This is a genomic window from Lentzea sp. NPDC051838 (assembly GCF_040681245.1).
Classification (GTDB): domain Bacteria; phylum Actinomycetota; class Actinomycetes; order Mycobacteriales; family Pseudonocardiaceae; genus Lentzea.
The window spans coordinates 91828-113253 of record NZ_JBFAYI010000012.1 but is presented as its reverse complement, the minus strand read 5'-3'; the positions used below and the strand labels follow the sequence as shown (position 1 = coordinate 113253).

Annotated in this window: 21 protein-coding genes; 11 read left to right on the top strand and 10 right to left on the bottom strand. The window is 68.5% G+C overall.

Going from position 1 to position 21426, the window contains the following annotated elements:
- Positions 1-159 precede the first annotated feature (159 nt).
- The 5 genes from AB0M24_RS25230 to AB0M24_RS25210 all read left to right on the top strand — a co-directional run bounded on the left by AB0M24_RS25230 (position 160) and on the right by AB0M24_RS25210 (position 6854).
- Positions 160-1365 carry a DUF222 domain-containing protein gene (locus AB0M24_RS25230; protein WP_363772469.1) on the top strand — a complete coding sequence of 402 codons (1206 nt, stop codon included), beginning with the start codon at positions 160-162 and terminating at the stop codon, positions 1363-1365.
- A 743-nt stretch (positions 1366-2108) separates the two neighbouring features.
- Positions 2109-2726, top strand: a complete 618-nt coding sequence (locus AB0M24_RS25225) for an FABP family protein (protein WP_363772820.1) — start codon at positions 2109-2111, stop codon at positions 2724-2726.
- Between the two features lie 73 nt (positions 2727-2799).
- The gene (gene pxpB, locus AB0M24_RS25220) at positions 2800-3387 is read left to right on the top strand and encodes a 5-oxoprolinase subunit PxpB (protein WP_363772466.1); all 588 of its coding nucleotides are present in this window, start codon (positions 2800-2802) and stop codon (positions 3385-3387) included.
- A complete protein-coding gene (locus AB0M24_RS25215; protein WP_363772463.1) occupies positions 3384-4235 on the top strand; it encodes a biotin-dependent carboxyltransferase family protein in 852 nt (283 codons plus the stop codon). Before pxpB ends, AB0M24_RS25215 begins: the two co-directional genes overlap by 4 nt.
- A 123-nt stretch (positions 4236-4358) precedes the next feature.
- On the top strand, positions 4359-6854 hold the full coding sequence (locus tag AB0M24_RS25210; protein ID WP_363772460.1) for a glycosyl hydrolase family 18 protein: 2496 nt from the start codon (positions 4359-4361) through the stop codon (positions 6852-6854).
- Between the two features lies 1 nt (position 6855).
- Here the strand turns inward: AB0M24_RS25210 and AB0M24_RS25205 are convergent, their stop codons facing one another.
- Positions 6856-7698, bottom strand: a complete 843-nt coding sequence (locus tag AB0M24_RS25205) for an aminodeoxychorismate lyase (protein WP_363772457.1) — start codon at positions 7696-7698, stop codon at positions 6856-6858.
- Positions 7699-7724: 26 nt separating this feature from the next.
- Here AB0M24_RS25205 and AB0M24_RS25200 point away from each other — a divergent pair, with 26 nt between their 5' ends.
- From AB0M24_RS25200 to AB0M24_RS25180, 5 genes are read left to right on the top strand one after another with little or no spacing between them, the layout of a single operon-like run.
- Entirely contained in the window at positions 7725-8159 is a 435-nt protein-coding gene (locus tag AB0M24_RS25200) for a Fur family transcriptional regulator (protein ID WP_359842744.1), read from the top strand.
- Positions 8156-9217 (top strand): folate-binding protein YgfZ, encoded by a 1062-nt coding sequence (locus AB0M24_RS25195; protein WP_363772453.1) that lies wholly within the window; start codon positions 8156-8158, stop codon positions 9215-9217. Before AB0M24_RS25200 ends, AB0M24_RS25195 begins: the two co-directional genes overlap by 4 nt.
- Positions 9218-9236: 19 nt before the next feature.
- Positions 9237-10061, top strand: a complete 825-nt coding sequence (locus AB0M24_RS25190) for a 3-keto-5-aminohexanoate cleavage protein (protein WP_363772451.1) — start codon at positions 9237-9239, stop codon at positions 10059-10061.
- 60 nt (positions 10062-10121) lie between these two features.
- Positions 10122-10694, top strand: coding sequence for an aerial mycelium formation protein (locus tag AB0M24_RS25185; protein WP_363772448.1), 573 nt, complete (start codon positions 10122-10124; stop codon positions 10692-10694).
- Between the two features lie 56 nt (positions 10695-10750).
- The gene (locus AB0M24_RS25180) at positions 10751-11929 is read left to right on the top strand and encodes an MFS transporter (protein ID WP_363772445.1); all 1179 of its coding nucleotides are present in this window, start codon (positions 10751-10753) and stop codon (positions 11927-11929) included.
- On the opposite strand, the gene AB0M24_RS25175 is transcribed toward AB0M24_RS25180, so the two are convergent.
- The gene (locus AB0M24_RS25175) at positions 11872-12732 is read right to left on the bottom strand and encodes a hypothetical protein (protein ID WP_363772442.1); all 861 of its coding nucleotides are present in this window, start codon (positions 12730-12732) and stop codon (positions 11872-11874) included. The two genes, AB0M24_RS25180 and AB0M24_RS25175, sit on opposite strands and share 58 nt — an antisense overlap.
- A 173-nt stretch (positions 12733-12905) precedes the next feature.
- Here AB0M24_RS25175 and AB0M24_RS25170 point away from each other — a divergent pair, with 173 nt between their 5' ends.
- On the top strand, positions 12906-13094 hold the full coding sequence (locus AB0M24_RS25170) for a DUF3073 domain-containing protein (RefSeq protein WP_363772439.1): 189 nt from the start codon (positions 12906-12908) through the stop codon (positions 13092-13094).
- A 72-nt stretch (positions 13095-13166) separates the two neighbouring features.
- On the opposite strand, the gene AB0M24_RS25165 is transcribed toward AB0M24_RS25170, so the two are convergent.
- The 8 genes from AB0M24_RS25165 to AB0M24_RS25130 form a co-directional block, all read right to left on the bottom strand.
- Entirely contained in the window at positions 13167-14162 is a 996-nt protein-coding gene (locus AB0M24_RS25165) for an NADH:flavin oxidoreductase/NADH oxidase (RefSeq protein ID WP_363772436.1), read from the bottom strand.
- A gap of 85 nt (positions 14163-14247) precedes the next feature.
- Positions 14248-14994 (bottom strand): pentapeptide repeat-containing protein, encoded by a 747-nt coding sequence (locus tag AB0M24_RS25160; protein ID WP_363772433.1) that lies wholly within the window; start codon positions 14992-14994, stop codon positions 14248-14250.
- 44 nt (positions 14995-15038) lie between these two features.
- On the bottom strand, positions 15039-16892 hold the full coding sequence (gene iolD / locus AB0M24_RS25155) for a 3D-(3,5/4)-trihydroxycyclohexane-1,2-dione acylhydrolase (decyclizing) (protein WP_363772430.1): 1854 nt from the start codon (positions 16890-16892) through the stop codon (positions 15039-15041).
- Positions 16889-17776 (bottom strand): 5-deoxy-glucuronate isomerase, encoded by an 888-nt coding sequence (gene iolB, locus AB0M24_RS25150; RefSeq protein WP_363772427.1) that lies wholly within the window; start codon positions 17774-17776, stop codon positions 16889-16891. The genes iolD and iolB overlap by 4 nt, the downstream gene beginning before the upstream one ends.
- Positions 17773-18678: an aldolase gene (locus AB0M24_RS25145; RefSeq protein ID WP_363772424.1), complete on the bottom strand. Its 906-nt coding sequence runs from the start codon at positions 18676-18678 to the stop codon at positions 17773-17775. The genes iolB and AB0M24_RS25145 overlap by 4 nt, the downstream gene beginning before the upstream one ends.
- Positions 18675-19607 carry a 5-dehydro-2-deoxygluconokinase gene (gene iolC / locus AB0M24_RS25140; protein ID WP_363772421.1) on the bottom strand — a complete coding sequence of 311 codons (933 nt, stop codon included), beginning with the start codon at positions 19605-19607 and terminating at the stop codon, positions 18675-18677. The genes AB0M24_RS25145 and iolC overlap by 4 nt, the downstream gene beginning before the upstream one ends.
- Positions 19604-20374, bottom strand: coding sequence for an ATP-binding cassette domain-containing protein (locus tag AB0M24_RS25135; protein ID WP_363772418.1), 771 nt, complete (start codon positions 20372-20374; stop codon positions 19604-19606). Before AB0M24_RS25135 ends, iolC begins: the two co-directional genes overlap by 4 nt.
- The gene (locus tag AB0M24_RS25130) at positions 20371-21420 is read right to left on the bottom strand and encodes an ABC transporter permease (RefSeq protein ID WP_363772415.1); all 1050 of its coding nucleotides are present in this window, start codon (positions 21418-21420) and stop codon (positions 20371-20373) included. The genes AB0M24_RS25135 and AB0M24_RS25130 overlap by 4 nt, the downstream gene beginning before the upstream one ends.
- Between the last annotated feature and the right edge of the window lie 6 nt (positions 21421-21426).

The following is a 21426-nucleotide window of genomic DNA, read 5'->3' as shown; positions in this document are numbered from 1 at the left end:
TGCGCTGTCGGGTTCCGTCATTACCGGTGCCCCGCGTTGGTAATACCCGCGTTCGGGCTCGCTTCGCTTCGCCCCTTGTCGTCGTTGTTCGGGCGGTTCACACGATGGTGTTTTGTTTTTGGCGTTATCTGGTCGTGATCTTGCGGTATAGTCGAACACGTGAGCAAAACTCCCGTCCAACTCCTCTCGACTGACGCGCTGCTGGCCAGCATTGTCAGCCGGGAGAAGAGGATGCGGGTTGAGCTTTTCGAGCAGATGCAGGAAATCGCTGAGTTGGAACGGCGCGGGGCCGGGCCTGAGCTTGGTTATAAAGATGTGGCGTATGTGTTGCAGCATGCGATTCGCTGCGATCGCAACACCGCCAGGCAGATGGTCGCTAATTCGGCGTTGTTGAGTGGCACGATCACTCCGACCGGCAGCGAACTCGCTCCCGAACTCCCCGAGACCGCCTCAGCTGCGGCCGAGGGTGCGTTGTCGATCGCGCACGTGGCGGAGATCGCCAAGGCGATGAAGCACCTGCCCGCCGAGGTCGAGAACCTCGTCGTGGACTTCGCCCGCGAGCACGAGCCGAAGGCCATTGGCGACTTCGGCAAGGGCCTGGCCTACGGCCTCTACCAGGACGATCCCGAGCCGGGCGAGCCCCAGCCGGAGCGCCTGGTCAACCAGCACTACAAGCGCTGGCGCAAGGACGGCATGCTGGAGATCCGGGCGTTGCTGGACAAGGTCACCGGCGCGGCCTACGAGGCCGCTCTCGATCCGCTGGCCAAGCCCCGCCCGGACACCGGCGAGGGCCCGGACCAGCGCGACCGTTCGGAACGCGAGGGTGAGGCCTTCGCGGAGCTGGTCAACCTGATGGTGCGCGCCGACCAACTGCCCGAGCACGGCGGCGAGCCAGTCACCCTGACCCTCACCATGAGCTACGACGACCTGGCCGCGAAGACCGGCGACGCTCTGCTGGACAACGGCGAGCGCATCCCGGCCGACCAGGTCCGCCAGCTCGCCTGCAACGCGGGCATCATCCCGATGATCCTCGGCGGCCAGTCGCAGCCGATGGACATCGGCCGCAAAACCCGCACCTTCCCAGCGGGAATCCGCCGAATCCTCGTCGCCAGGGACCGAGGCTGCGCCTTCCCAGGCTGCTCACGACCACCCCGGCACTGCGATGCCCACCACATCCACTACTGGGCCGACGGCGGCGATACATCGGTCGGCAACGCCGTTCTGCTCTGCCGCCACCACCACACGCTGATCCACCAAAGCGAGTGGGAAGTGAAGCTGATTCACGGCATCCCGACGTTCTATCCGCCGCCATGGCTGGACCCGGAACGAAAACCCAGACGCAACCAGCTCCACACCGCCGCCTGAACCGTCAGGCGAGTGACCATTGGGAGTCGGGCTATTGGGCGCCGGGTCGTTTTCAGCCGGGCCATTGTCAGCCGGGCCGTTGTGTGCCTAGCCGGGAGTCAGCCACGAGCGGACAACGTCCCGCGCGGCACGCGCGGCACTCCCGCAAAGCCGAAGGCAAGCGGCGATGGCGAAGCCGAGCCGAACGAGAGCACAACAACGCGAAACACCGGTAATGACCGCCGCCCGAACAACAAAACGCAACCACGCGCGCAAAGCGATTGGGGCTTGACTTTGGGTGCGAGGTGCTACCCTTTTCGGATCGGGCGGGTGCGGAGCATCCGACCTTTTCCGCCCGAACAAGCGCCTCGCAAGGGACCCGAAGTCAAGCCCCAATCGCAATCGTCGCGAAGCGGCGATGACGAAACCAAAGCCCGTCCGGTCTTTGACCCGCGCGCCCACCCACGCAAGGCGAGACGACGCACGGCACGCGACCAACCCCGCTGGAACAGCCACGTTCGGTGCCAGGCCGACCCGCCCACCCGGACCCGCCCGCCCGGAACGGCCCCCGGTGTCCTCCACCACCACACCCCAGCGCAAAACCCCAGGCGAGATATCCTCCCCACCGTGGAACACATCTTCACAGGACTCCTGGTACTGGTGACGATCGCGGTCATGTGGTTCGCGGGCTACGTGGTCTACCGCCTCTACAGCGACCAGCGATGACCACGCCCACCCCCGGCGCCGCCTCAGGCAGCGGCCCCATCCCCGGCAGCGGCGACGAAGCCATCCGCCTGGCAGAAGAGCGCGCCGCCTCCACCCGCGAACGCAACCTCCCCCAGTTCACCGACATGCCCATCCCGGGCGACACGGCGAACCTGAGGGAAGGCGCGAACCTGAACGACGCTCTCCTGGCGGTCCTCCCGCTGGTGGGCGTCTGGCGAGGCGAGGGCGAGATCGTCTACCCGACGATCGACGGTCCGTTCCGCTTCGGCCAGCAGATCACCTTCGCGCACGACGGCCGCCCGTTCCTCGTTTACGAGGCGCGCAGCTGGTTGCTCAACGAGGCCGGCGAGGTCATCCGCCCGGCAGCCAGAGAACAAGGCTTCTGGCGCCCGCAGGCCGACGACACGATCGAGCTGCTGCTCACGCACAACACGGGCATCGTCGAGCTGTACTACGGCAAGCCGCGCACGAACACCTCGTGGGAGTTCGAGACGGACGCTGTGATCCGCACGTCGAGTGCCAAGGAGGTGCTCGCGTCGCAGCGTCTCTACGGCATCGTCAACAACGGCGACCTCGCTTACGTGGAGGAGCGTGCGATGGTCGGCCAGCAGATGCAGCCGCACGCGTCGGCGCACCTCAAGCGCATCGTCGGCTGAGACACGCGGACACGCGCAAACTTCGGGTCGTGGGATTGTTCAACAATCCCACGATTCCCCGTAGCATGGGGCCATGCTGCTGCGGCGCTGCGGAACCGACGCTCTTCTGGTCGAGGTCGACTCTCTGACCGAGGTGGCGGCCGTTCGCGCGGCTCTCGCGGACCTCGACGGCATCGAGGAGCTGGTCCCGGCCGCCAGAACAGTGCTGGTCAAGGGCGCGCTCACCCAGGTCAGGGCGGCGCTCGCCACCGTCGACCTCACCAAGGCGCCGGCGAACCACCCGCGCGAGATCACCATCCCGGTGAGCTACGACGGGCCGGACCTCGACCTGGTCGCCGAGACGGCACAGGTCAGCACGGAAGAAGTCGTGAGGCTCCACACCGAGGCCACCTACGAGGTCGCGTTCTGCGGTTTCGCCCCCGGCTTCGGCTACCTGACCGGCCTCCCCGAACCACTCCAGCAGCCGCGGCTCCACTCCCCGCGCACGAAGGTCCCGGCGGGCAGCGTCGGCATCGCGGGCGAGTTCACGGCCGCGTACCCGAGGGCGACGCCAGGCGGGTGGCGGCTGATCGGACGCACCGACATCACCCTGTTCGACGCCAAAGCCGAGACCCCGGCGCTGTTGCAGCCCGGCGACCAGGTCAGGTTCGTGGTGGCATGAACCGCGAGATCACGATCGTCCGCACCGGTCCGCAGGCCCTGATCCAGGACCTCGGACGGCCCGGCAACGCGCATCTCGGCGTGCCCCCGTCCGGCGCGGTCGACCCCGACTCGCTCAAGCTCGCCAACCGGCTCGTCGGCAACGACGAGACCGCGGCGGGCATCGAGCTCCTGCTGGGTGGCGCGGAGATCACGGCCGACGCGTCCTGCACGGTCGCGGTGACCGGGCCACCCACCACACTCCAGATCGACGGCAGGGCAGCCGACTCGCACCAGCCGTTGCACCTCGCGAAAGGCTCGACGCTCAAGATCGGCACCCCGGACACCGGACTGCGCATCTACCTCGCGGTCTCCGGCGGCATCGACGTCCCGAAGGAACTCGGCAGCCGCTCGACCGACCTGCTGTCCGGAATCGGTCCAGACCCGTTGCGCGACAACGACGTTCTGCCGCTCGGTACGCCGAACGTCCCAACCGGAGCCGACGTGGTCCCACCGCACAGGGCGCTGCAAACGTTGGTCATCCCGATCCTGCTCGGCCCGCGCGACGACTGGTTCGACGACGCGGAAACCCAGCTGCGACAAGGGGAATGGTCTGTCAGCGACCGCAGCAACCGCGTGGGCGCGAGACTCCAGGGCACGAAGCTGAATCGTCGTGACGGCGAGATTCCCAGCGAGGGCATGATCACCGGCGCGGTCCAGGTGCCGCCGGACGGGCAGCCGGTGGTCTTCCTGAACGACCATCCGACGACGGGCGGCTATCCCGTGATCGGCGTCGTCGACCGTGATCACCTGCGGTTTCTCGGCCAGGCGCGGCCGGGGACGTGCGTCCGGTTCCGCCCGATCAGCTGAGGCCCACGGCGTTGACCTAGTGGTCCAGACCAAAGTACCGTAACAGCCAGGCCGCCGCGGACCTCTACCTACCTGGAGCTCCGCATGCGCCGAATCCCTGCCCTACTAGCGATTTTGGTCGCTGTGCTCGCATTGGCGGTCCCTGCACAGGCCGCCACGGGCATCACCGCGACCTTCTCCCTCACCGGTACGACCGGCAAGTTCGTGGTCGCCAACGCGTCCACGGCCGCGCTCAACGGGTGGTCGATCAAGTTCGACCTCCCGGCCGGTGTCACCGTCAGCAACGCCCAGAACGCGACGACGACGCAGACCGGCACGAGAGTGACGCTCACTCCTGCCTTCTACATCAACAACATCCCGGTCGGCCGCAACACCGAGCCGTACAGCCCGACGTTCTCGTTGAGCGCCGCGGCCTCGCCGACCACCTGCACGATCAACAACATGGCCTGCGACGGCAGTGGTGACCCCGCACCGGCACCCACCGGCGTCACGGCCGACTACTCGGTCGCGGGTGGCACGGCGAAGTTCATCGTGCGCAACCACACGACCGCCGCCATCGCCGACTGGTCGATCGTCTTCACGCTGCCCGCCGGCGTGACGGTGAGCAACGGCCAGAACGGCACCGTGAGCCAGTCCGGCAACCAGGTCACGGTCACCCCCGCCCACTACAACAAGAGCGTCGCGGCGGGCGGCAGCACCGAGCCGTACAGCCCGACGTTCTCGATCAGCAGCAACGTCGAGCCGACCACCTGCCGGATCAACAACGCGAACTGCAGCGGCGCCCCGGACACGCCACCCAGCGCACCGGGCAACCTCACCTCACCGTCCAAGACCACGCGCACGGTGACGTTGCAGTGGAACGCCTCCACCGCGGGCTCGTTGCCGATCGCCGGCTACGACGTCTACAACGGCTCGACCCTCGCGACGAGCAGCACCACGACGTCCGCGATCGTCACCGGCCTGAACCCGAACACCGCGTACTCCTTCACGGTGCGGGCCAAGGACACCAAGGGCACGCAGTCGGCGCCGAGCGCGGCCGTCAGCGTCACGACCAACAACCCTGCGAACGACACGACCCCGCCGACCACACCGGCGAACCTGCGCTCGACCGCCAAGGACGCCGGCAGCATCACGTTGGCGTGGAACGCTTCCACGGACAACAGCGGCGTCGCGAACTACGACGTCTACCAGGGCTCGACCGTGAAGATGACGGTCTCCGGCACGACGGCAACCGTCAGCGGCCTCGCGCCGTCGACCAGCTACACCTTCACCGTCAGGGCCCGCGACACCTACGACAACGTGTCCGGTGCGAGCAACGCGCTGACCGAGACCACGAGTGACATCGTCGGCGGGTACGCCCGTGTCGGGTACTTCGTGCAGTGGGGCATCTACGGACGCCAGTACTTCGTGAAGGACATGGACGCCGCCAAGCTGACGCACGTCAACTACGCGTTCGGCAACATCGACCCGGTCAACCTGACGTGTCTGCACGGCGTCACGAAGGGCACGAGTCCGAACCCACAGGACCCCAACCAGGGCGACGGAGCCGGTGACGCGGAAGCCGACTACAGCAGGCCGATGAGCGCGGCGCAGTCCGTCGACGGCGTGGCGGACAGCGGCTGGGAACCGTTGCGCGGCAACTACAACCAGCTCAAGAAGCTCAAGGCCAGGTTCCCCAACCTGAAGGTGCTGATCTCGCTCGGCGGCTGGACGTACTCGAAGTACTTCTCCGACGTGGCGGCGACCGACGCCTCGCGCAAGAAGTTCGTGTCGTCGTGCATCGACGTCTACCTCAAGGGCAACCTGCCGACCTACAACGGCGCCGGCGGCCCCGGCACCGCCGCGGGCATCTTCGACGGCTTCGACCTCGACTGGGAGTGGCCGGGCGCAGAAGGCCACGCGGGCAACCACTTCGGCCCGCAGGACAAGGTCAACAACAGCCTGCTGATCGAGGAGTTCCGCCGGCAGATCGACGCGTACGGCGCCACGACCGGCAAGCGCTACCAGCTGACCGCGTTCACGCCGGCCGACACGGCCAAGATCGCGGCGGGCTGGGAGCTCGGACGGGTCGCGCAGTCGATGGACATCTTCAACGTCCAGGGCTACGACTTCCACGGCTCCGGCAGCGACAACTCGTGGGAGCCGAACCGGACGGGCCACCAGGGCAACCTCTACCCCGACCCGGACGACCCGTACCCGTTCCACTTCGACGTGGCGAGCACCGTGCAGGCCTACCTCGACGCAGGGGTGCCCTCACGCAAGATCACGCTCGGGCTCGCGTTCTACGGCCGCGGCTGGCAGAACGTGACCAACGGCGGCAAGAACGGCGAGTGGCAGGCAGCTGGTGGCGCGGCACCGGGCCAGTTCCCGGAGGAGGCGGGCACGCGCGGGTACGCGAACCTGATCGCGTCCGTGCCGAACTGCACCGTCTACCACGACGAAGTGGCCGTGGCGACGTCCTGCTACACCGGCAACCAGTGGTGGACCTTCGACGACGCCTGGTCGATCCAGAAGAAGACCGCGTGGCTGAAGTCGAAGAACCTGCTGGGCGCGATGTTCTGGGAAATGTCCGGTGACCGCGGCCCGTTGATGGCCGCGGTCGACGCCGGTCTCAGGTAACTCAGTACTCGGACTCGTACAGGCCCTGCAGCTCGGTGAGCAGGGCCGACGAGTCGGGCAGCTGCTTGCCGTCCAGCGTGGTCACCCTCGTGATCTTGCGAACGCTGGACGCGAGGAACACGCCCTCGGCGTCGTAGAGCTCGCCGGTCTGGATCGGCTCCACGAGCACGGTCCAGCCGGCGCGCTCGGCGGCGCGGAACAACGCGTACTGCGTGGTGCCGGGCAGGATGCCGAGCTTCGACGGCGGCGTGACCAGCGTCTTGCCCCGCACCAGCACGACGGTGGAGGTCGGGCCTTCCAGCACCGAACCGCTCGACGTCGTGAAGATGACCTCGGACGCGCCGCGGCGCTCTGCCTCGCGGATCGCGGCCATGTTGATCGCGTACGACAACGACTTGGCACCCAGCAGCAGCCACGGCGCGCGGTCGGCGAGGTCCGGCTCGATGCCGCGGTCCAGCGTCACCGCGGACAGGCCCTCCGCGCGCTGCTTGAGCACCTTCGCGCCGATCTCCATGCCGAGCGCGAAGCCGGTGCCCGTGCCGTCGCCGCCCTCGATGCCGCGGGTGTAGACGAGCTTGAGCGCGAACTCCTTGCCACCGGTCCAGTTGCCGATGACGAGCTCGATCGCGCGCTCGAACTCCGCACGCGGAGGAGGCTGCATGTCGAGCATGGCTGCGGACCGGTCGAGCCGGTCCAGGTGGGGCGTGAGTTCGCGGGGCTTCCCGTCGACCACGAGGATCGTTTCGAACACGCCGTCACCGCGCATGAGTCCGAGGTCTTCGACGCGGATCAGCGGCGAGTCGGGGTCAGCGAGGGTTCCGTCGAGCAGTGCGAGCACGCGCATGGAATCAGCCTACTAACATTGGGGTTGTGGAGACCGCAAGAGGCCTGCGCAAAACGCTGCACGACCGCGGCATGCGGATGACGCCGCAGCGTCAGCTCGTGCTGGACGCGGTGAGGTCGCTCGAGCATTCGACGCCCGAGCAGATCTGCCAGCGCGTCCAGGAGACCGCGCCGACGGTCAACATCACCACGATCTACCGCACGCTCGACCTGCTCGACCGGCTCGGTCTGGTTCGGCACACGCACCTGGGCCACGGTGCGCCGAGCTACTCGGTCGACGACCACCAGCACGTGCACCTGGTGTGCCACGTGTGCGGACGGATCGACGAGATCCCGTGTGAGCTGCTCGACCCGCTGGTCGGAACATTGCGGGAGCGCGACGGGTTCGAACTGGATGCGAGCCACCTCGCGCTGTCCGGCACGTGCCGCGACTGTCTGAAGCAGGAGCAGGAGACCGAGTGACCCTCCCAGGAGCCGTCCCGCCGCCCGACGATTCCTCCGACGCAGGTGTTGCCTGGCACTACGGCGACCCGTTCGCCGAGCAACGTTCGGCAGCCCGGTCCGTCGTGGTCGTGGACCGCTCCAACCGGGGTGTCATCGCGATCCCCGGCGAGGACCGGCTCACGTGGCTGCACCAGCTCACCAGCCAGCACTTCGAGCAGCTCGGTGAAGGTGCCGCGACCGAGGCGCTGATCCTCGACGCGCAGGGCCGCCTCGAACACCACATGGTCGTCGCGAACGTCGGCGGCACGGTGTTCCTGGACGTCGAGGAGGTCGACGAGCTCCTCAAGTACCTGCGGAAGATGGTCTTCTGGTCGAAGGTCGAGCCGCGGGACGCGACGTCCGAGTTCGCGCTGCTGTCGATCATCGGACCGGACGCGCCCGCGATCCTGGAGAAGCTCGGCATCCCCGTGCCCACGGGCGTCGACGCGCTCGGCGAGGGCTTCGTCCGCCGCACGTCGTGGCCGCTTCAGCGCTCGTTCGACCTGCTGGTGCCGCGCGCCGAGCTCGTGGACTGGTGGCAGAAGATCACCGACGCGGGTGCTCGCCCGGCCGGCAGCTTCGCGTTCGAGGCGCTGCGGGTCGAGGCCCTGCGGCCGCGCCAGGGCGTGGACACCGACGAGCGCACGATCCCGCACGAGGTCAACCTGATCGACCCGGCCGTGCACCTGAACAAGGGCTGCTACCGGGGCCAGGAGACGGTCGCCAAGGTCCACAACGTGGGCCGCCCGCCGCGCCGCATGCTCCTACTCCACCTGGATGGTTCTGCCGACGGCCAGCCGGAGACCGGCGACCCGGTGACCCTGGACGGCCGCGTGGTCGGCCGGGTGGGCAGCGTGGCACTGCACCACGAGCTGGGCCCGATCGCGTTGGCGCTGGTCAAGCGGTCTGTTCCGGTGGATGCGGACCTCGTCGCCGGAGCACCCGAAAGGGAGGTTCAGGCACGAATCGACCCCGATTCGGTGCCGCCGGACACCCCTGGTCTCGGTAGGGAAGCTGTTCGCAACTTGAGGGGCTGAACCCCTAGAGTCCGGGCCTATGTCCCAGGGCACGCTCATCACGGTCGCTCCCACCGGAGCGGAACACGCGAAAGCCGACGTCCCGCAGCTTCCAGTGACCCTGGAAGAGCTGGTCGCGACGGCGCAGAGCTGCGAGCAGGTAGGCGCGGCCATGATCCACGTCCACATCCGTGGCGAGGACGCGAAGCCGTCGCTCGACCTCGGCCGCTTGAAGGCCACTGTCGAGGCTCTGCGCTCCGAAACGAACCTCGTCGTCCAGCTGTCCTCCGGTGGGTCGGTGCACGACCCCGAGGAGAACCGGCTGCGCGTGCTCGAGGCGATGCCGGACTCCGCGTCCTGCACGATGGGCACGGTCAACTTCGGCGACGACGTGTTCATGAACCGCTGGGAGTTCATCGTCGCGCTGCACAAGGGCATGCAGGAACGCGGCATCGTCCCGGAGTACGAGATCTTCGACATCGGCCAGCTGGCGTCGTTGAAGAGGCTGCTGGACCAGCACGGGCTGCCCGCAGGCGGTCACGTGCACGTGGACTTCGTCATGGGAGTGCCCGGCGGCATGCCCGGCGATGCCGCGACGCTGGTTGCCGCAGTCAACGCTCTGCCGGACGGGGCAACCTTCTCCGCCACCGGGATCGGTCGCACCACGCTGCCCGTGATGTTCACCGCTTTGGGCGCGGGTGGCCACCTCCGAGTGGGTATGGAAGACACGATCAGCTACTCGCGAGGCGTGCCGGTGCGGGACAACGCACAGCTCGTAGCGCGTGCCGCTGGTCTGGCCAAGATCGCGCAACGACCCGCTTTGACACCAGATGAGACGCGAAAGCTCCTGGGCGTGCACATTTGAGACAACTTTGGTGCATGGGATGTGTTGGCGGGTGAGGAGGATCTACCGCAGGATGGACACGTGATCGAGGTGCGTCCTGGCGGGCGCCGCCGAATCGACCGGGTGCTCGCCCCCGACTACACGGAGGGCGTCGAGCAGCGCCCGCTCGTCGAGGTGCGCGAACTCCGCGACGAGGCAGCGCAGGAAGAGACCGACCTGTCCTACCTGCGGCGGCTGCTGCACGCGCGGATCGACATCGTGCGTGCGGAGCAGGAGCGCCGCAGCTCCGGCGGCTCGGCGGTGGTGGAGCAGCTGGCCACGATCCTCTCCACGAACGCGGTGGGTCCGGCAACTGGTCTAGGCCGGTATCAGACCCATGAGCCGTCACGTGCTGATGCGCATCAACGGCACGTCGAGGCGCTCATCTCCGACGTGGACCTCTCCGACGTGAGCAAGCTGTCCGACCCCAAGCTGGGCGAGGTGCTGGAGACGTTCATCTCCGAAGAGGCGTCGGTGTCGGTGCGGCGGCGCGAAGTGCAGGTCGTCGTGGACAAGCTCAACGCCGAGATCGCGTCTCGCTACCAGCGCGGGAGTGCGTCGGTGGACGAGCTGCTGGCGGCCGAGCGCGGACACAGCCGCCGTCCCAAGAACTGATTCCACATTCTGGGACGGTCGTTCCACTTTCTGAACAGGCGACCTAGCGTGCCCTCATGGGGTATCGCTGGGTCGTGCTGTGCATCGGGGCTTTGGCGCAGGGCGTCAACGCGGCGGTGTTCCTCGGCCTGCCCGCGATCAGCCCTCAGCTCCAGCAGCACTTCTCACTGACGTTGCCGCAGGTCGGGCTGCTGCTCGGGGCGGTCAACCTCGGCACCATGATCGCGCTGGTGCCCTGGGGAGTCTTCGCGGACCGCCGCGGCGAACGGCTCACCATGACGATCGGCGGCGTTGGAGCCGCTGCCTGCCTGCTCGCGGTCGCGCTCGGCAACGCGTGGCTCGCGGGGCTGGCGTTGCTCGGCGCCGGGCTCTTCGGGGCGAGCGTGAACGCCGCCAGCGGGCGTGCGGTCATGTCGTGGTTCAGCGCGGGCAACCGAGGGCTCGCGATGGGTGTCCGGCAGACGGCCACGCCGCTGGGCGCGGCGCTCACCGCCGCGGTGCTGCCCGGCATCGCCATCAGCCAGGGCGTGCCGGTCGCGTTCGTGGCGCTGGCCTCCGTGACCGCCTTCGTCGCGCTCGCGGTGGCGCTGCTGGTCCGCGAGCCGCCCGGTGCGACCAGAGCGGGCAGTGATCACGGGCTGATCCTCAAGGATCCGAAGCTGCTGAGGCTGTCGCTGGCCAGCGGGCTGCTGGTGGTTCCGCAGTTCACGGCGACCGCGCTGCTAGTACCCCTGTTGAGCGCTCACGGCATGACGGTCACAGCCGCCGCTGTGGTGTTCGGCATCGCGCAGGTGGTCGGCGGCGCCGGGAGGTTGGCCGTGGGCGTGTGGTCGGACCGGGTGCGCAACAGGGTGGGGCCTCTGAAGATCATCGCGATGGTCATGGCGGTCGGGTTCGTGCTGGTCGCGGTGCTCGACGAAGCGCCGGTGCCCGCGCTGGTCGCCGTGCTGGTGCCGACGACCGCGCTGGCGGTGTGCTGGAACGGCCTCGCGGTCACCGAGGCAGGCGAGCTCGCGCCGGACGGGCGCAGTGCCACCGCGATCGCCATGCAGAACTCGGCCAACTACCTCAGCGCCGCGATCACGCCGTTCCTCGCCGGCTTCGTCGCCGTGCACGTGGGGTGGTCCGCGGCGATGGTGCTGGCAGCCGTCGCCGCCGTGGCCGCGCGGGTGTTGCTTCAGCCGTGGCGTTCCCTGCGGGCCAGCTCGCCCCAGAACTCGCGCAGCGTCTCGTAGCGCAACGCGACCTCCTCGGCGTCACCGTTCTCCAGCGCCTCGACGATGGCGTTGACGTCGGCCGCCGAGGTGTCCTCCAGGAGGTCCTTGTCCTCCAGCAGCTGCACCAGACCGCCGTAGTCGAGCTCGACGGCCGAGTGCGGGTGGAAGTTCTCCAGCCAGCGTCCGGTGTCGGCGAGGATCTTCGCGGGCCCGTCCTCGCCCAGCGACGACTTCACGACCTTGAGCGCCCGTGCGACGCGCCGGCGTGCGTCGGCCATCGCGACCCGCCAGGACACCTGCCGCTCGGGGTCGTCCTGGGCGCTGGCGAGCACCACGCGGCGCTGGGCGGGGTCGACGAGGGCGAACCACGGCAGCGGCACCGTCCAGGTCGTGGAGATCACGTGGACCGCTCCTGCCGCGAGCTCGGCCATCACGGAGGACGCGCGCGCTCGGACCGTTTCCGGGGCCACGCCGAGAGCGGCGTCCTGCAGGATCGGCGGCGCAGTGGCCAGGAAGCCCACGAGAGCGGCGGCGGAGCGCGCCCTGAGGTCCAACGGGCAGACGAGAGGTCCTGGGCCGACACGAGCGGTCTCGGACGTCGGAACCTCGGCCGGACTGATCGTCATCACGTCGAACGACTCGCCCGGAAGCAGCTTGTGCCCCAACTGTGATCGCAACCACAGCTCGCGCTCCCTGTCGCCCACCTCCGACCGGAGGACAGGCCCGGTTTCCAGGGCTTTTTCGACCTTCGCCGCTAGCGGTGCGTCCAATACCGATAACGGTTCGTACACCCGTAGGTAGGCGACGAACGGTCTGGGCACCTGTCCATCCTTCCACGCGAGGGCGGCCACGAGATTTGGCGGTACGTGTCACGCCTACCGCGTCGCGAGGAACCCCATCGGCACGGTACGGTAGTTACCAGGAACTAGTTGTCGAGACGAGTGGGGCCGCCGTTCCCCCGGCCGCCCCCGTCCCTGTGCGAGGGGGTCGAGCCATGGGGCGCGGCCGAGCGAAGGCCAAGCAGACGAAGGTCGCCAGGGAGCTCAAATACAGCTCTCATGAGACCGACTTCGCTGCGCTGCAGCGCGAGCTGTCTGGTGACGAAAGGTCGTTGTCGAACGGGAGTAGTGGCGACGAGCCACATGACGACCCGTACGACGACTACGACGACTACCGTCGCTGAATTCAGCCTTCGGGGTTCAAGGGTTGGGCAGCCGGTCTTCCGGCGCCCAGCCCTTGAACTCTGAGGGCTCTTTCAGAACGCCCTGGCGTACTGCCTCGGTGCCTTGACCTCCACACCCAGCTGCTGCGCCGCACGCAGTGGCCAGTACGGGTCGCGGAGCAACTCGCGCGCGAGCAGCACCAGGTCGGCGGAACCGTCCGTCAACACCTGTTCGGCCTGCTTCGCCTCGGTGATCAGGCCGACCGCACCCGTGGGCACGTCTGCCTTGCGTCGCACCGCTTCGGCGAGCGGCACCTGGTAGCCGGGCCCGATCGGGATGTCCGCCTGCGCGGTGTTGCCACCGCTGGACACGTCGATCAGGTCCGCACCCGCGGCCTTGAGCGCCTGTGCCAGCACAACGCTGTCGTCGGCGGTCCAGCCGTCCTCCACCCAGTCGGTGCCGGAGATCCTGACGATCACCGGAACCTCGGGACCCACCGCTGCCCGCACGGCCGCGGTGACCTCGACGGGCAGGGCGATGCGTTCTTCGAGGCTGCCCTCGTTCGTGAGCGGGGAGTAGAACTCGTGGAGCAGGTAGCCGTGGGCGGCGTGGATCTCCAGCACCTCGAAGCCGGCTTCGATCGCCCTGAGCGCTCCGTCGACGAACGCCTTGACGATCGCGGTCGTGTTCTCGAGCTTCTCCGGCGTGTTCAGACCGGGGAACGGCTCGGTGGTCGGCGCGACCGGAACCCAGTCCCCGAACGCCTTGCGCCCCGCGTGAGCCAGCTGGATGCCCGGGATCGAGTTGTGCTCCTTGATGAAGCTCGTGATCCTGCGCCAGGCCGCGACCTGCTCGTCGTTCCAGATGCCGACGTCCTGCGCGGAGATCCGGCCGCGCGGCTCGACCGCCGTGGCCTCGGCGATCACCAGGCCGGCACCGCCGACGGCGCGGGAGCCGAGGTGGACGAGGTGCCAGTCGGTCGGGATGCCGTCCTCGGCGCTCACCGAGTACTGGCACATCGGGCTCACCGCGATGCGGTTGGGCAGGGTGACCGACCGCAGGGTCAGCGGGGAGAACAGCAAGCTCACGGGAAGCTCCCTCTGAACAGTTCGTAGACCTAACTAACTGTTCAAGCGGGCCTGCCTGCGGGTTGTTCCCCCTCGTGGGGTTGTCTCAGTCACTGAACAGTGACGCAGAGACACCAAACCTGGCGAAACCGGGCGGCCAGATGGTCTTGCCGTCGACGTGCGCGCCGTCCAGACGTGCCTGGTCCAGGTTGAGCGCTCTCATGTCCGCTCCCCGGAGATCCGCTCCGGTCAGGTCGGCGCCACGGAGATCAGCGCCTTCGAGGTCGGCGTCGCGGAGGGAGGCGTCGCGCAGGCTCGTCCCGCGCAGGGTGGCCCGGCGGAGGTTGGAGCCGCGGAAGTCGGAGCCGGCCAGCTGCCGGTCCTCCAGGTCGACGCCGCGCAGATCCACCCGCGACAGCTTCAGGGCGGCCGGCGACCGGGTGAGGATCGCCAGCGCGACCTGGACGTCGGGAGCGCTCTCGTCGACCTGCCCGGTCCACGGGACCCGGTTGCGCACGAAGCTCTCGATGGTGATCTGCACGAACCGGCGGTCCTTCGGAGAGTCGAGCGCGATCTGCTCCAGCTCGTGGAGGCCGCCGATCCGGATGTCGGTGTTCTCGCCGGAGAGGCGCTCGACGGCGCTGCCGAACCGGTCGGTGATCCGGCTGTCCCTGTGCGCCTGGGCGTGGCGCCAGGCCTCGACGGCTGCGGCGACGATCACCAGGCCACCGAAGAGGTGCAGCAACGACATGCGCAGGTTGATCTGCGACTGGGCCTGGTGCGGCACGAACACGAGAACGACGAGGCCGCCGGCGACACCGGCGGCCATGAGCCAGAGCGTTCGCGACCGCATGATGGGCCATCCTCTCGATGACCCACGGCACGCGGTATCCGCCATCAGGTCAGATAGCGGACCTGCTGGGCCTTTCCTTCCAGAACTTCCTCACGAGCCTGGGCGATCTCCTGGCGGTGGGACGTTTCCGGCACGCCGACCTCCCACCACGCTCCGGCCTCGGTCCACGACGACGGGTGCGTGCGGATCACGACGACGGCCGGCCGCTTCTCGCCGACCGCCACCTCGCGGGCCTTGCGGTAGGCGCCTTCCAGCTCGCTCAGGGAGTCGACCGGGAAGACCGCGCAGCCCATCGCTGCCGCGTGGGCCGCGAAGTCCGTGCGCGGGGGTTCGGCGTGGCTGGTGGTGCAGTCGGCGTAGAGGTTGTTGAAACCCGCGCCGCCCTGGCCGGTTTGCAGTCGGTGGATGACCGCGTAGCCGTCGTTGTCGCAGACGACTGCCACGAAACCGTGCCCGGCGAAGGATGCGGAGAACAGCTCGGAGTTCAGCATCAGGTACGAGCCGTCGCCGAGCAGAGTCGTCACGACGCCCCGGGTGTGGGCGATGGCCGCGCCCCAGGCTCCCGCGAGCTCGTAGCCCATGCAGGAGAAGCCGTACTCGACGTCCATTGTGGACTCACCGGTGGCGCGCCAGCCACCGATCAGCTCGCCGGGCATGCCACCCGATGCGGTCATGACGTAGTCCGTCGGACCGCTGACGTCGTTCACGACTCCGACGACCTGCGCGTACGTGGGCAGGCCTTCAGATGGTTGGCGCAACGACGTGATGTGGGCGTCCCACTTCGCGCGTTCGGTCAGAGCGCGGCGAGCCCAGTCAGCGGGCGCTTCCCAGGAGCCGAGGACGTCGGTCAGTTCGCGCAGGCCCTCGTCGGCGTCGGCCACCAGCGCGAACGAGCCGTGCTTCACGGCGTCGAAGCGGGCCGCGTTCAGCGACACCAGGTGCACGTCCGGAGAGAACACCGTCCAGGACGCCGTCGTGAAGTCCTGCAGGCGGGTGCCCACCGCGATGACGAGGTCGGCCTCGCCCGCCAGGACGTTCGCGGACGTCGACCCCGTGATGCCCAGCGGTCCGGCGTGCAGCGGGTGGTCGTGCGGGACCAGCGTGCGGCCCGCGGTGGTCTCGGTGATCGGGATGCCGTGCTGCTCGGCGAACCGCAACGCGCGGCCAGCGGCGCCGGAGTAGCGGACGCCACCGCCCAGCACCAGCAACGGCCGGGACGCGCCGCGAATCGCTCGCGCCGCCTCGGCCAGGGCGTTCAGGTCGGGGCGCAGGCGCAGTGGGCGGTGGACGACCGGGGTGAACAGCGCGTCCGGGAAGTCGTAGGACTCGGCCTGAACATCTTGCGGCAGAGCCAAAGTCACCGGTCCGCAGTCCGCCGGGTCGGTGAGCACCCGCGCGACCTGGGGCAGCGTCGACAGGAGCTGTTCGGGGCGGGTGATCCGGTCGAAGTAGCGGCTGACCGCGCGGAACGCGTCGTTGACGGTCGCGGTCGGGTCGTGGAAGTGCTCCACCTGCTGGAGAACGGGATCCGGGGCGCGGCCGGTGAAGGTGTCGCCGGGCAGGAGGAGCAACGGCAGGCGGTTGGCGTGGGCGACGCCGGCCGCGGTGACCATGTTCAGGGCGCCGGGGCCGATGGACGACGTGGCGACACCGACCTGACGGCGGTGGGTGGCCTTGCCGATGCCGACGGCGGCGAGAGCCATGCCCTGTTCGTTGTGCCCGCGCCAGACCGGGATCCGGTCGCGGACCTCCTCCAGGGCGTTGCCGAGGCCGAGCACGTTGCCGTGGCCGAAGATGCCGAACACGCCGGGGAACAGCGGTGCCTGCGTGCCGTCGAGCAGTTCGGTGCGCTGGGCGAGCATCCAGCGGACGAGTGCCTGTGCGGTGGTGAGCTTCACTTGACCCGTCCTTCGGAAGTCGTCACGGGACAACGCGGATCGAGCTCCTGATCGGCCCAGCTGTCGCGGACCCAGGTGTGCGCCGGGTCGTCGCAGAACGCCATCGACCGTTCGTCGCCCGGTCCGGCCAGGACGTTGAGGTAGTACATGGGGTAACCCGGCGCCGCGACGCACGGACCGTGGTAGCCGCGCGGGATCAGGAACACGTCGCCGTCGCGCACGGTCACGTCTTCGTCGATCGTGCCGTCGTCGGTGTACGTGCGGTGGAGGCCGAAACCGGTGCGGGACGGCGTGACCTGGTCCCGGTCCGCGATCCGGAAGTAGTAGATCTCCTCGTTCTCCACCTCGCACGGCTCCGAGGAGTCGTGCTTGTGCGGTGGGTACGAGGACCAGTTGCCGTCCGGGGTGATCAGCTCGCACGCGTTGAGCTTGTCCGCGTGGTCCCACACGCCGGGCGTGCCGAAGTTGGTGACCTGCCGGGTGGCGTTGCCGGAGCCGCGCACCTCGACCGGAACGCCGTCCGCCGGGCCGTACTTCGGGGACAACCTGCGTTCACAACGAGCCATCGGCAGAGCGACCTCGCAACCGTCCTCCGAGGACAGCGTCACCGAGGCATCCCTTGGCACGTAAGCGAAGTCCGTGACCCGCGTGAACACCGAGTCACGACCCTGCAGCTCGTACCGCTCGTCGTCGACCTCGACCGTCAGCGATCCGGCCAACGGCAGCACGAACGCCTCGAACTCGCCTGTCTCGATCGTGTGCACCCACCCGGCCTCGATCCGCATCACCCGCAGACCGGTGTAGATCCAGCCCGCGTCCTCCGGCATGAGGTGGACGACCTCGGTCGGCGTGGAGAGCGTCCCGTGTGGACGGTGCAGAGTCATACCGTGATTCCCCTTGCGGTACGTAGGACTTCAGCGGCGGCAGCGACGGCGCCGGCGACATCACCGTCCGGCGGGTAGAGCAACGCGCGGCCGACGACCAGGCCGCGCACGGTCGGGTGGCGCAGCGAGCGGCCCCACGACGCGAGGTCGTCCTCCGGCTTCTCGGACGGCACGCCGCCGAGCACCAGCGCGGGCAACGCGGTGGTGTCCAGCACGACGTCCGGCTCGTCCGGCGCGGGCAGCTTCAGCCAGGTGTAGGCAGAGGTCGCGCCCAAGCCGGCGGCCACGGCCGACGCACGCGACAACGCCGCGGAGTCCTTCTGCAGCACCAGCTTGTCGTTGTGATCACGCTTGTACGGCAACGGCTCGACCATCGCCATCAGGCCGTGTTCCGCGAGTTCCGTGACGGCCCGCGCGCAGCCTTCGAGGGTGGGAATCGTGCCGGGATCCGAGTCGACCAGGCGCAGCAGCATCTTGCCGCCGTCCAGCCCGAACGCGGCGATGGACGACGCGTCGTAGGCGGTGAACCTGTCGTCGATCTCCCAGTCCGCACCGGCCAGGCCACCGCGGTTCATCGAGCCGATGACCACGCGTTCGTTCAAGCCGTCCAGCAGAAGGAGATCCTCGATGACGTCCGGCGTGCCGAGCACACCGTCGACCTCGGGATTCGCCAGCGCCGTCAGCAACCGGGCGAGCAACGACCGTCGATCGGCCATCGCCAGCGGGTCGCCGCCGACACCGAGGGCACCGCGCGCCGGGTGGTCCGCCGCGACCAGGAACAGCGTGGACTTGCCGTTCAGCAACGAGTTCCGCCGGCGACGCGCCTGGTAGGCACGGCGAACCGCACCCGGATCGGTCGCGCGGGTCTCCAGCAGGGCAGCCCACTGCTCGTCAGTGATCACAGCACGTCCTCGATCTCTTTCTGGTCCGGCATCGCGTCCGCGCAGGCCAGCCGGGACGCCACGATCGCGCCGGCCGCGTTGGCGTAGCGGGCGATCTTCACCGGGTCCCAGCCCGACAGCAGGCCGTGCACCACGGATCCGCCGAACGCGTCACCGGCGCCGAGCCCGCACACGACCTCGACCGGCGTCGGCTCCACGGTCCAGCGGCCTTCCGGCGTCGCCACCAGCACGCCCTCGGCACCCTTTTTGACCAGCGCCAACGAGATTCCGCGTGCCAGCAGCCGGTCCGCGGCCTCGTCGGGATCCGACGTGCCGACCGCGATCTCGCACTCGGTCCGGTTGCCCACGGCCACGGTCACGTGATCGAGCATCCAGCTGATCTCTTCGCGCGCGGTCTTCACGTCCGGCCAGAACATCGGCCGGTAGTCCAGGTCCAGCACCGTGTGCCCGTGCCGCGCCCGGTTCGCCAGCATCATCCGTTGCGAAGTACGAGCAGGCTCAGCGGAAACCCCTGTGCCGGTGACCCACAACAGCGGAACCTCGCGCGTGAGCGACCACGGCACGTCGTCCTCGCTCAGGGTGAGGTCCGGCGCGGTCGGCAGGCGGTAGAACAGCAACGGCGGATCCGCGGGCGGGTTGAGCTCGCAGAACACCACCGGCGTCAGCAGATCCGGTGAGGTGCCGACGTACTCGGACGACACCCCGAAGCCTTCAAGTGCCTGCCGCACATAGGTTCCGAACCCGTCCGGCCCGACCTTGGTCAGCACCCCGGCACGACGGCCGAGCCGCGCGGCGGCGACCGCGACGTTGGTCGCGGTCCCGCCGAGCGACTTGGCGAACGTGCTGACCTCGGCCAGCGGCACCCCCGACTGCTCGGGGTAGAGGTCGACACCGACCCGGCCGACCGTCAGCACTTCCAGAGACGTCACGCCTCGACACCCCGCAGCTCGTGAGCCAGTGCCTCCAGCTCGGCGCCACCGGCCATCTGGCGCGTCAGCTCACCGATGTCGATCTCGTCCTTCTCGTAGCTGCCCAGCGCACGGCCGCGCTTGAGCAGCAGGAACCGGTTGCCCACCGGGTAGGCGTGGTGCGGGTTGTGCGTGATCAGCACGACGCCGAGGCCGCGATCACGCGCCTGGGCCACGTACTTCAGCACCACACCGGCCTGCTTCACGCCGAGAGCCGCGGTCGGTTCGTCGAGGATCAGCACCTTGGCTCCGAAGTGCACGGCGCGGGCGATGGCGACGCACTGCCGTTCACCACCCGACAACGTGCCGACCGGCTGTTCGACGTCACGAAGGTCGATGCCCATGTCGGACAACGCCTTCTTGGTGATGTCCCGGCCTTTCTTCCGGTCCAGGAAGCCGAACTTGGTCGTCGGCTCCGAGCCCAGGAAGAAGTTGCGCCACACCGACATCAGCGGCACGACCGCGAGGTCCTGGTACACGGTCGCGATGCCGTGGTCCAGGGCCTCGCGCGGTGACGAGAACTTGATCTCGTCGCCCTCGACCCTGAACGAGCCCTGGTCGTGCTGATGGACTCCGGCCAGGATCTTGATCAGGGTCGACTTGCCGGCGCCGTTGTCGCCGAGCACGCAGGTGACCTCACCGGCGTTGACCACAGTGGACACATCGCTGAGCGCGATGACGCTGCCGTAGGTCTTGCCGATGTTCTCGGTCTCGATGAGCGCGGTCATCGCTTCACCCTTTCCGCCCGACGGCGAAGCATGTTGTTCACCAGCACGGCCGCCAACAGCATCACGCCGAGGAAGAGCTGGAACCAGTCGCTGTTCCACCCGGCGTAGACGATGCCCTGCCGTGCCATGCCGAAGATCAGCGCGCCGATCGCCGCACCCACCGCGGACCCGAAGCCACCGGTGAGCAGGCAGCCGCCGATCACCGCCGCGATGATGTACTGGAACTCCAGCCCGATGCCCTGGTTCGCCTGCACGCTCGCGTACCGCAGGATGTTGATCGAGCCGACGAGCCACGCGGCGAACGCGGTCGTCATGAACAGAAGGATCTTCGACCGCACGACCGGCACACCGACGGCGCGCGACGACAGCGCGGCACCACCGACCGCGAAGATCCAGTTGCCGAACTTGGTGCGCATCAGCACGGTCGAGGCGATGACCGTGAACAGCAGCCACCAGATGATCGACACGTAGAAGCTCTGGCCACCGACCTGGAACGTCGACGCGAACAGGAACCCCGCCGACTCGTACCCGACGGTGTCGCGCATGCCCGACACCTGCACGCTGCCGGTGACGAGACGCGTGACGCCGAGGTTGAGGCCCTGCAACGCGAGGAAGCTGCCCAGCGTCACGATGAAGCTCGGCAGGCCCGTGCGCATCACGAGCCAGCCGTTCAACGCGCCCACCGACAACGCGAAGGCGAGCGAGACCAGCAACGACAGCCAGACGTTGAGGCCCAGCTGGGTGGAGAGGATGGCCGTGACAAGCGCCGTGGACGCGGTCATGACACCGGCGGACAGGTCGAACTCGCCACCGATCATGAGCAGCGCCACGGCCACCGCCATGATGCCGAGCATGGACGCGTCGTCCAGCCAGGTGGCCGCACCGCCCAGGCTCAGGAACTGCTCGGTGACCACGGAGAAGAACAGGAACACGAGCAGTGCGCCGAGCATCGCGCCGATCTCAGGGCGCTTGATGAGCTGATCCATCACCCTGGGCTTGCTCAGCCGTTCGTCAGCCGCCGGTGGCGCTTGCGCCGTCACGGTCATCTCTCC

Coding starts and splice junctions, on each gene's coding strand:
- pxpB (WP_363772466.1), top strand. CDS start 2,800: ATGCTGCTGCGGCGCTGCGGAACCGACGCTCTTCTGGTCGAGGTCGAC.
- AB0M24_RS25215 (WP_363772463.1), top strand. CDS start 3,384: ATGAACCGCGAGATCACGATCGTCCGCACCGGTCCGCAGGCCCTGATC.
- AB0M24_RS25205 (WP_363772457.1), bottom strand. CDS start 7,698: ATGCGCGTGCTCGCACTGCTCGACGGAACCCTCGCTGACCCCGACTCG.
- AB0M24_RS25190 (WP_363772451.1), top strand. CDS start 9,237: ATGTCCCAGGGCACGCTCATCACGGTCGCTCCCACCGGAGCGGAACAC.
- AB0M24_RS25180 (WP_363772445.1), top strand. CDS start 10,751: ATGGGGTATCGCTGGGTCGTGCTGTGCATCGGGGCTTTGGCGCAGGGC.
- AB0M24_RS25170 (WP_363772439.1), top strand. CDS start 12,906: ATGGGGCGCGGCCGAGCGAAGGCCAAGCAGACGAAGGTCGCCAGGGAG.
- AB0M24_RS25160 (WP_363772433.1), bottom strand. CDS start 14,994: ATGCGGTCGCGAACGCTCTGGCTCATGGCCGCCGGTGTCGCCGGCGGC.
- iolB (WP_363772427.1), bottom strand. CDS start 17,776: ATGACTCTGCACCGTCCACACGGGACGCTCTCCACGCCGACCGAGGTC.
- AB0M24_RS25135 (WP_363772418.1), bottom strand. CDS start 20,374: ATGACCGCGCTCATCGAGACCGAGAACATCGGCAAGACCTACGGCAGC.
- AB0M24_RS25130 (WP_363772415.1), bottom strand. CDS start 21,420: ATGACCGTGACGGCGCAAGCGCCACCGGCGGCTGACGAACGGCTGAGC.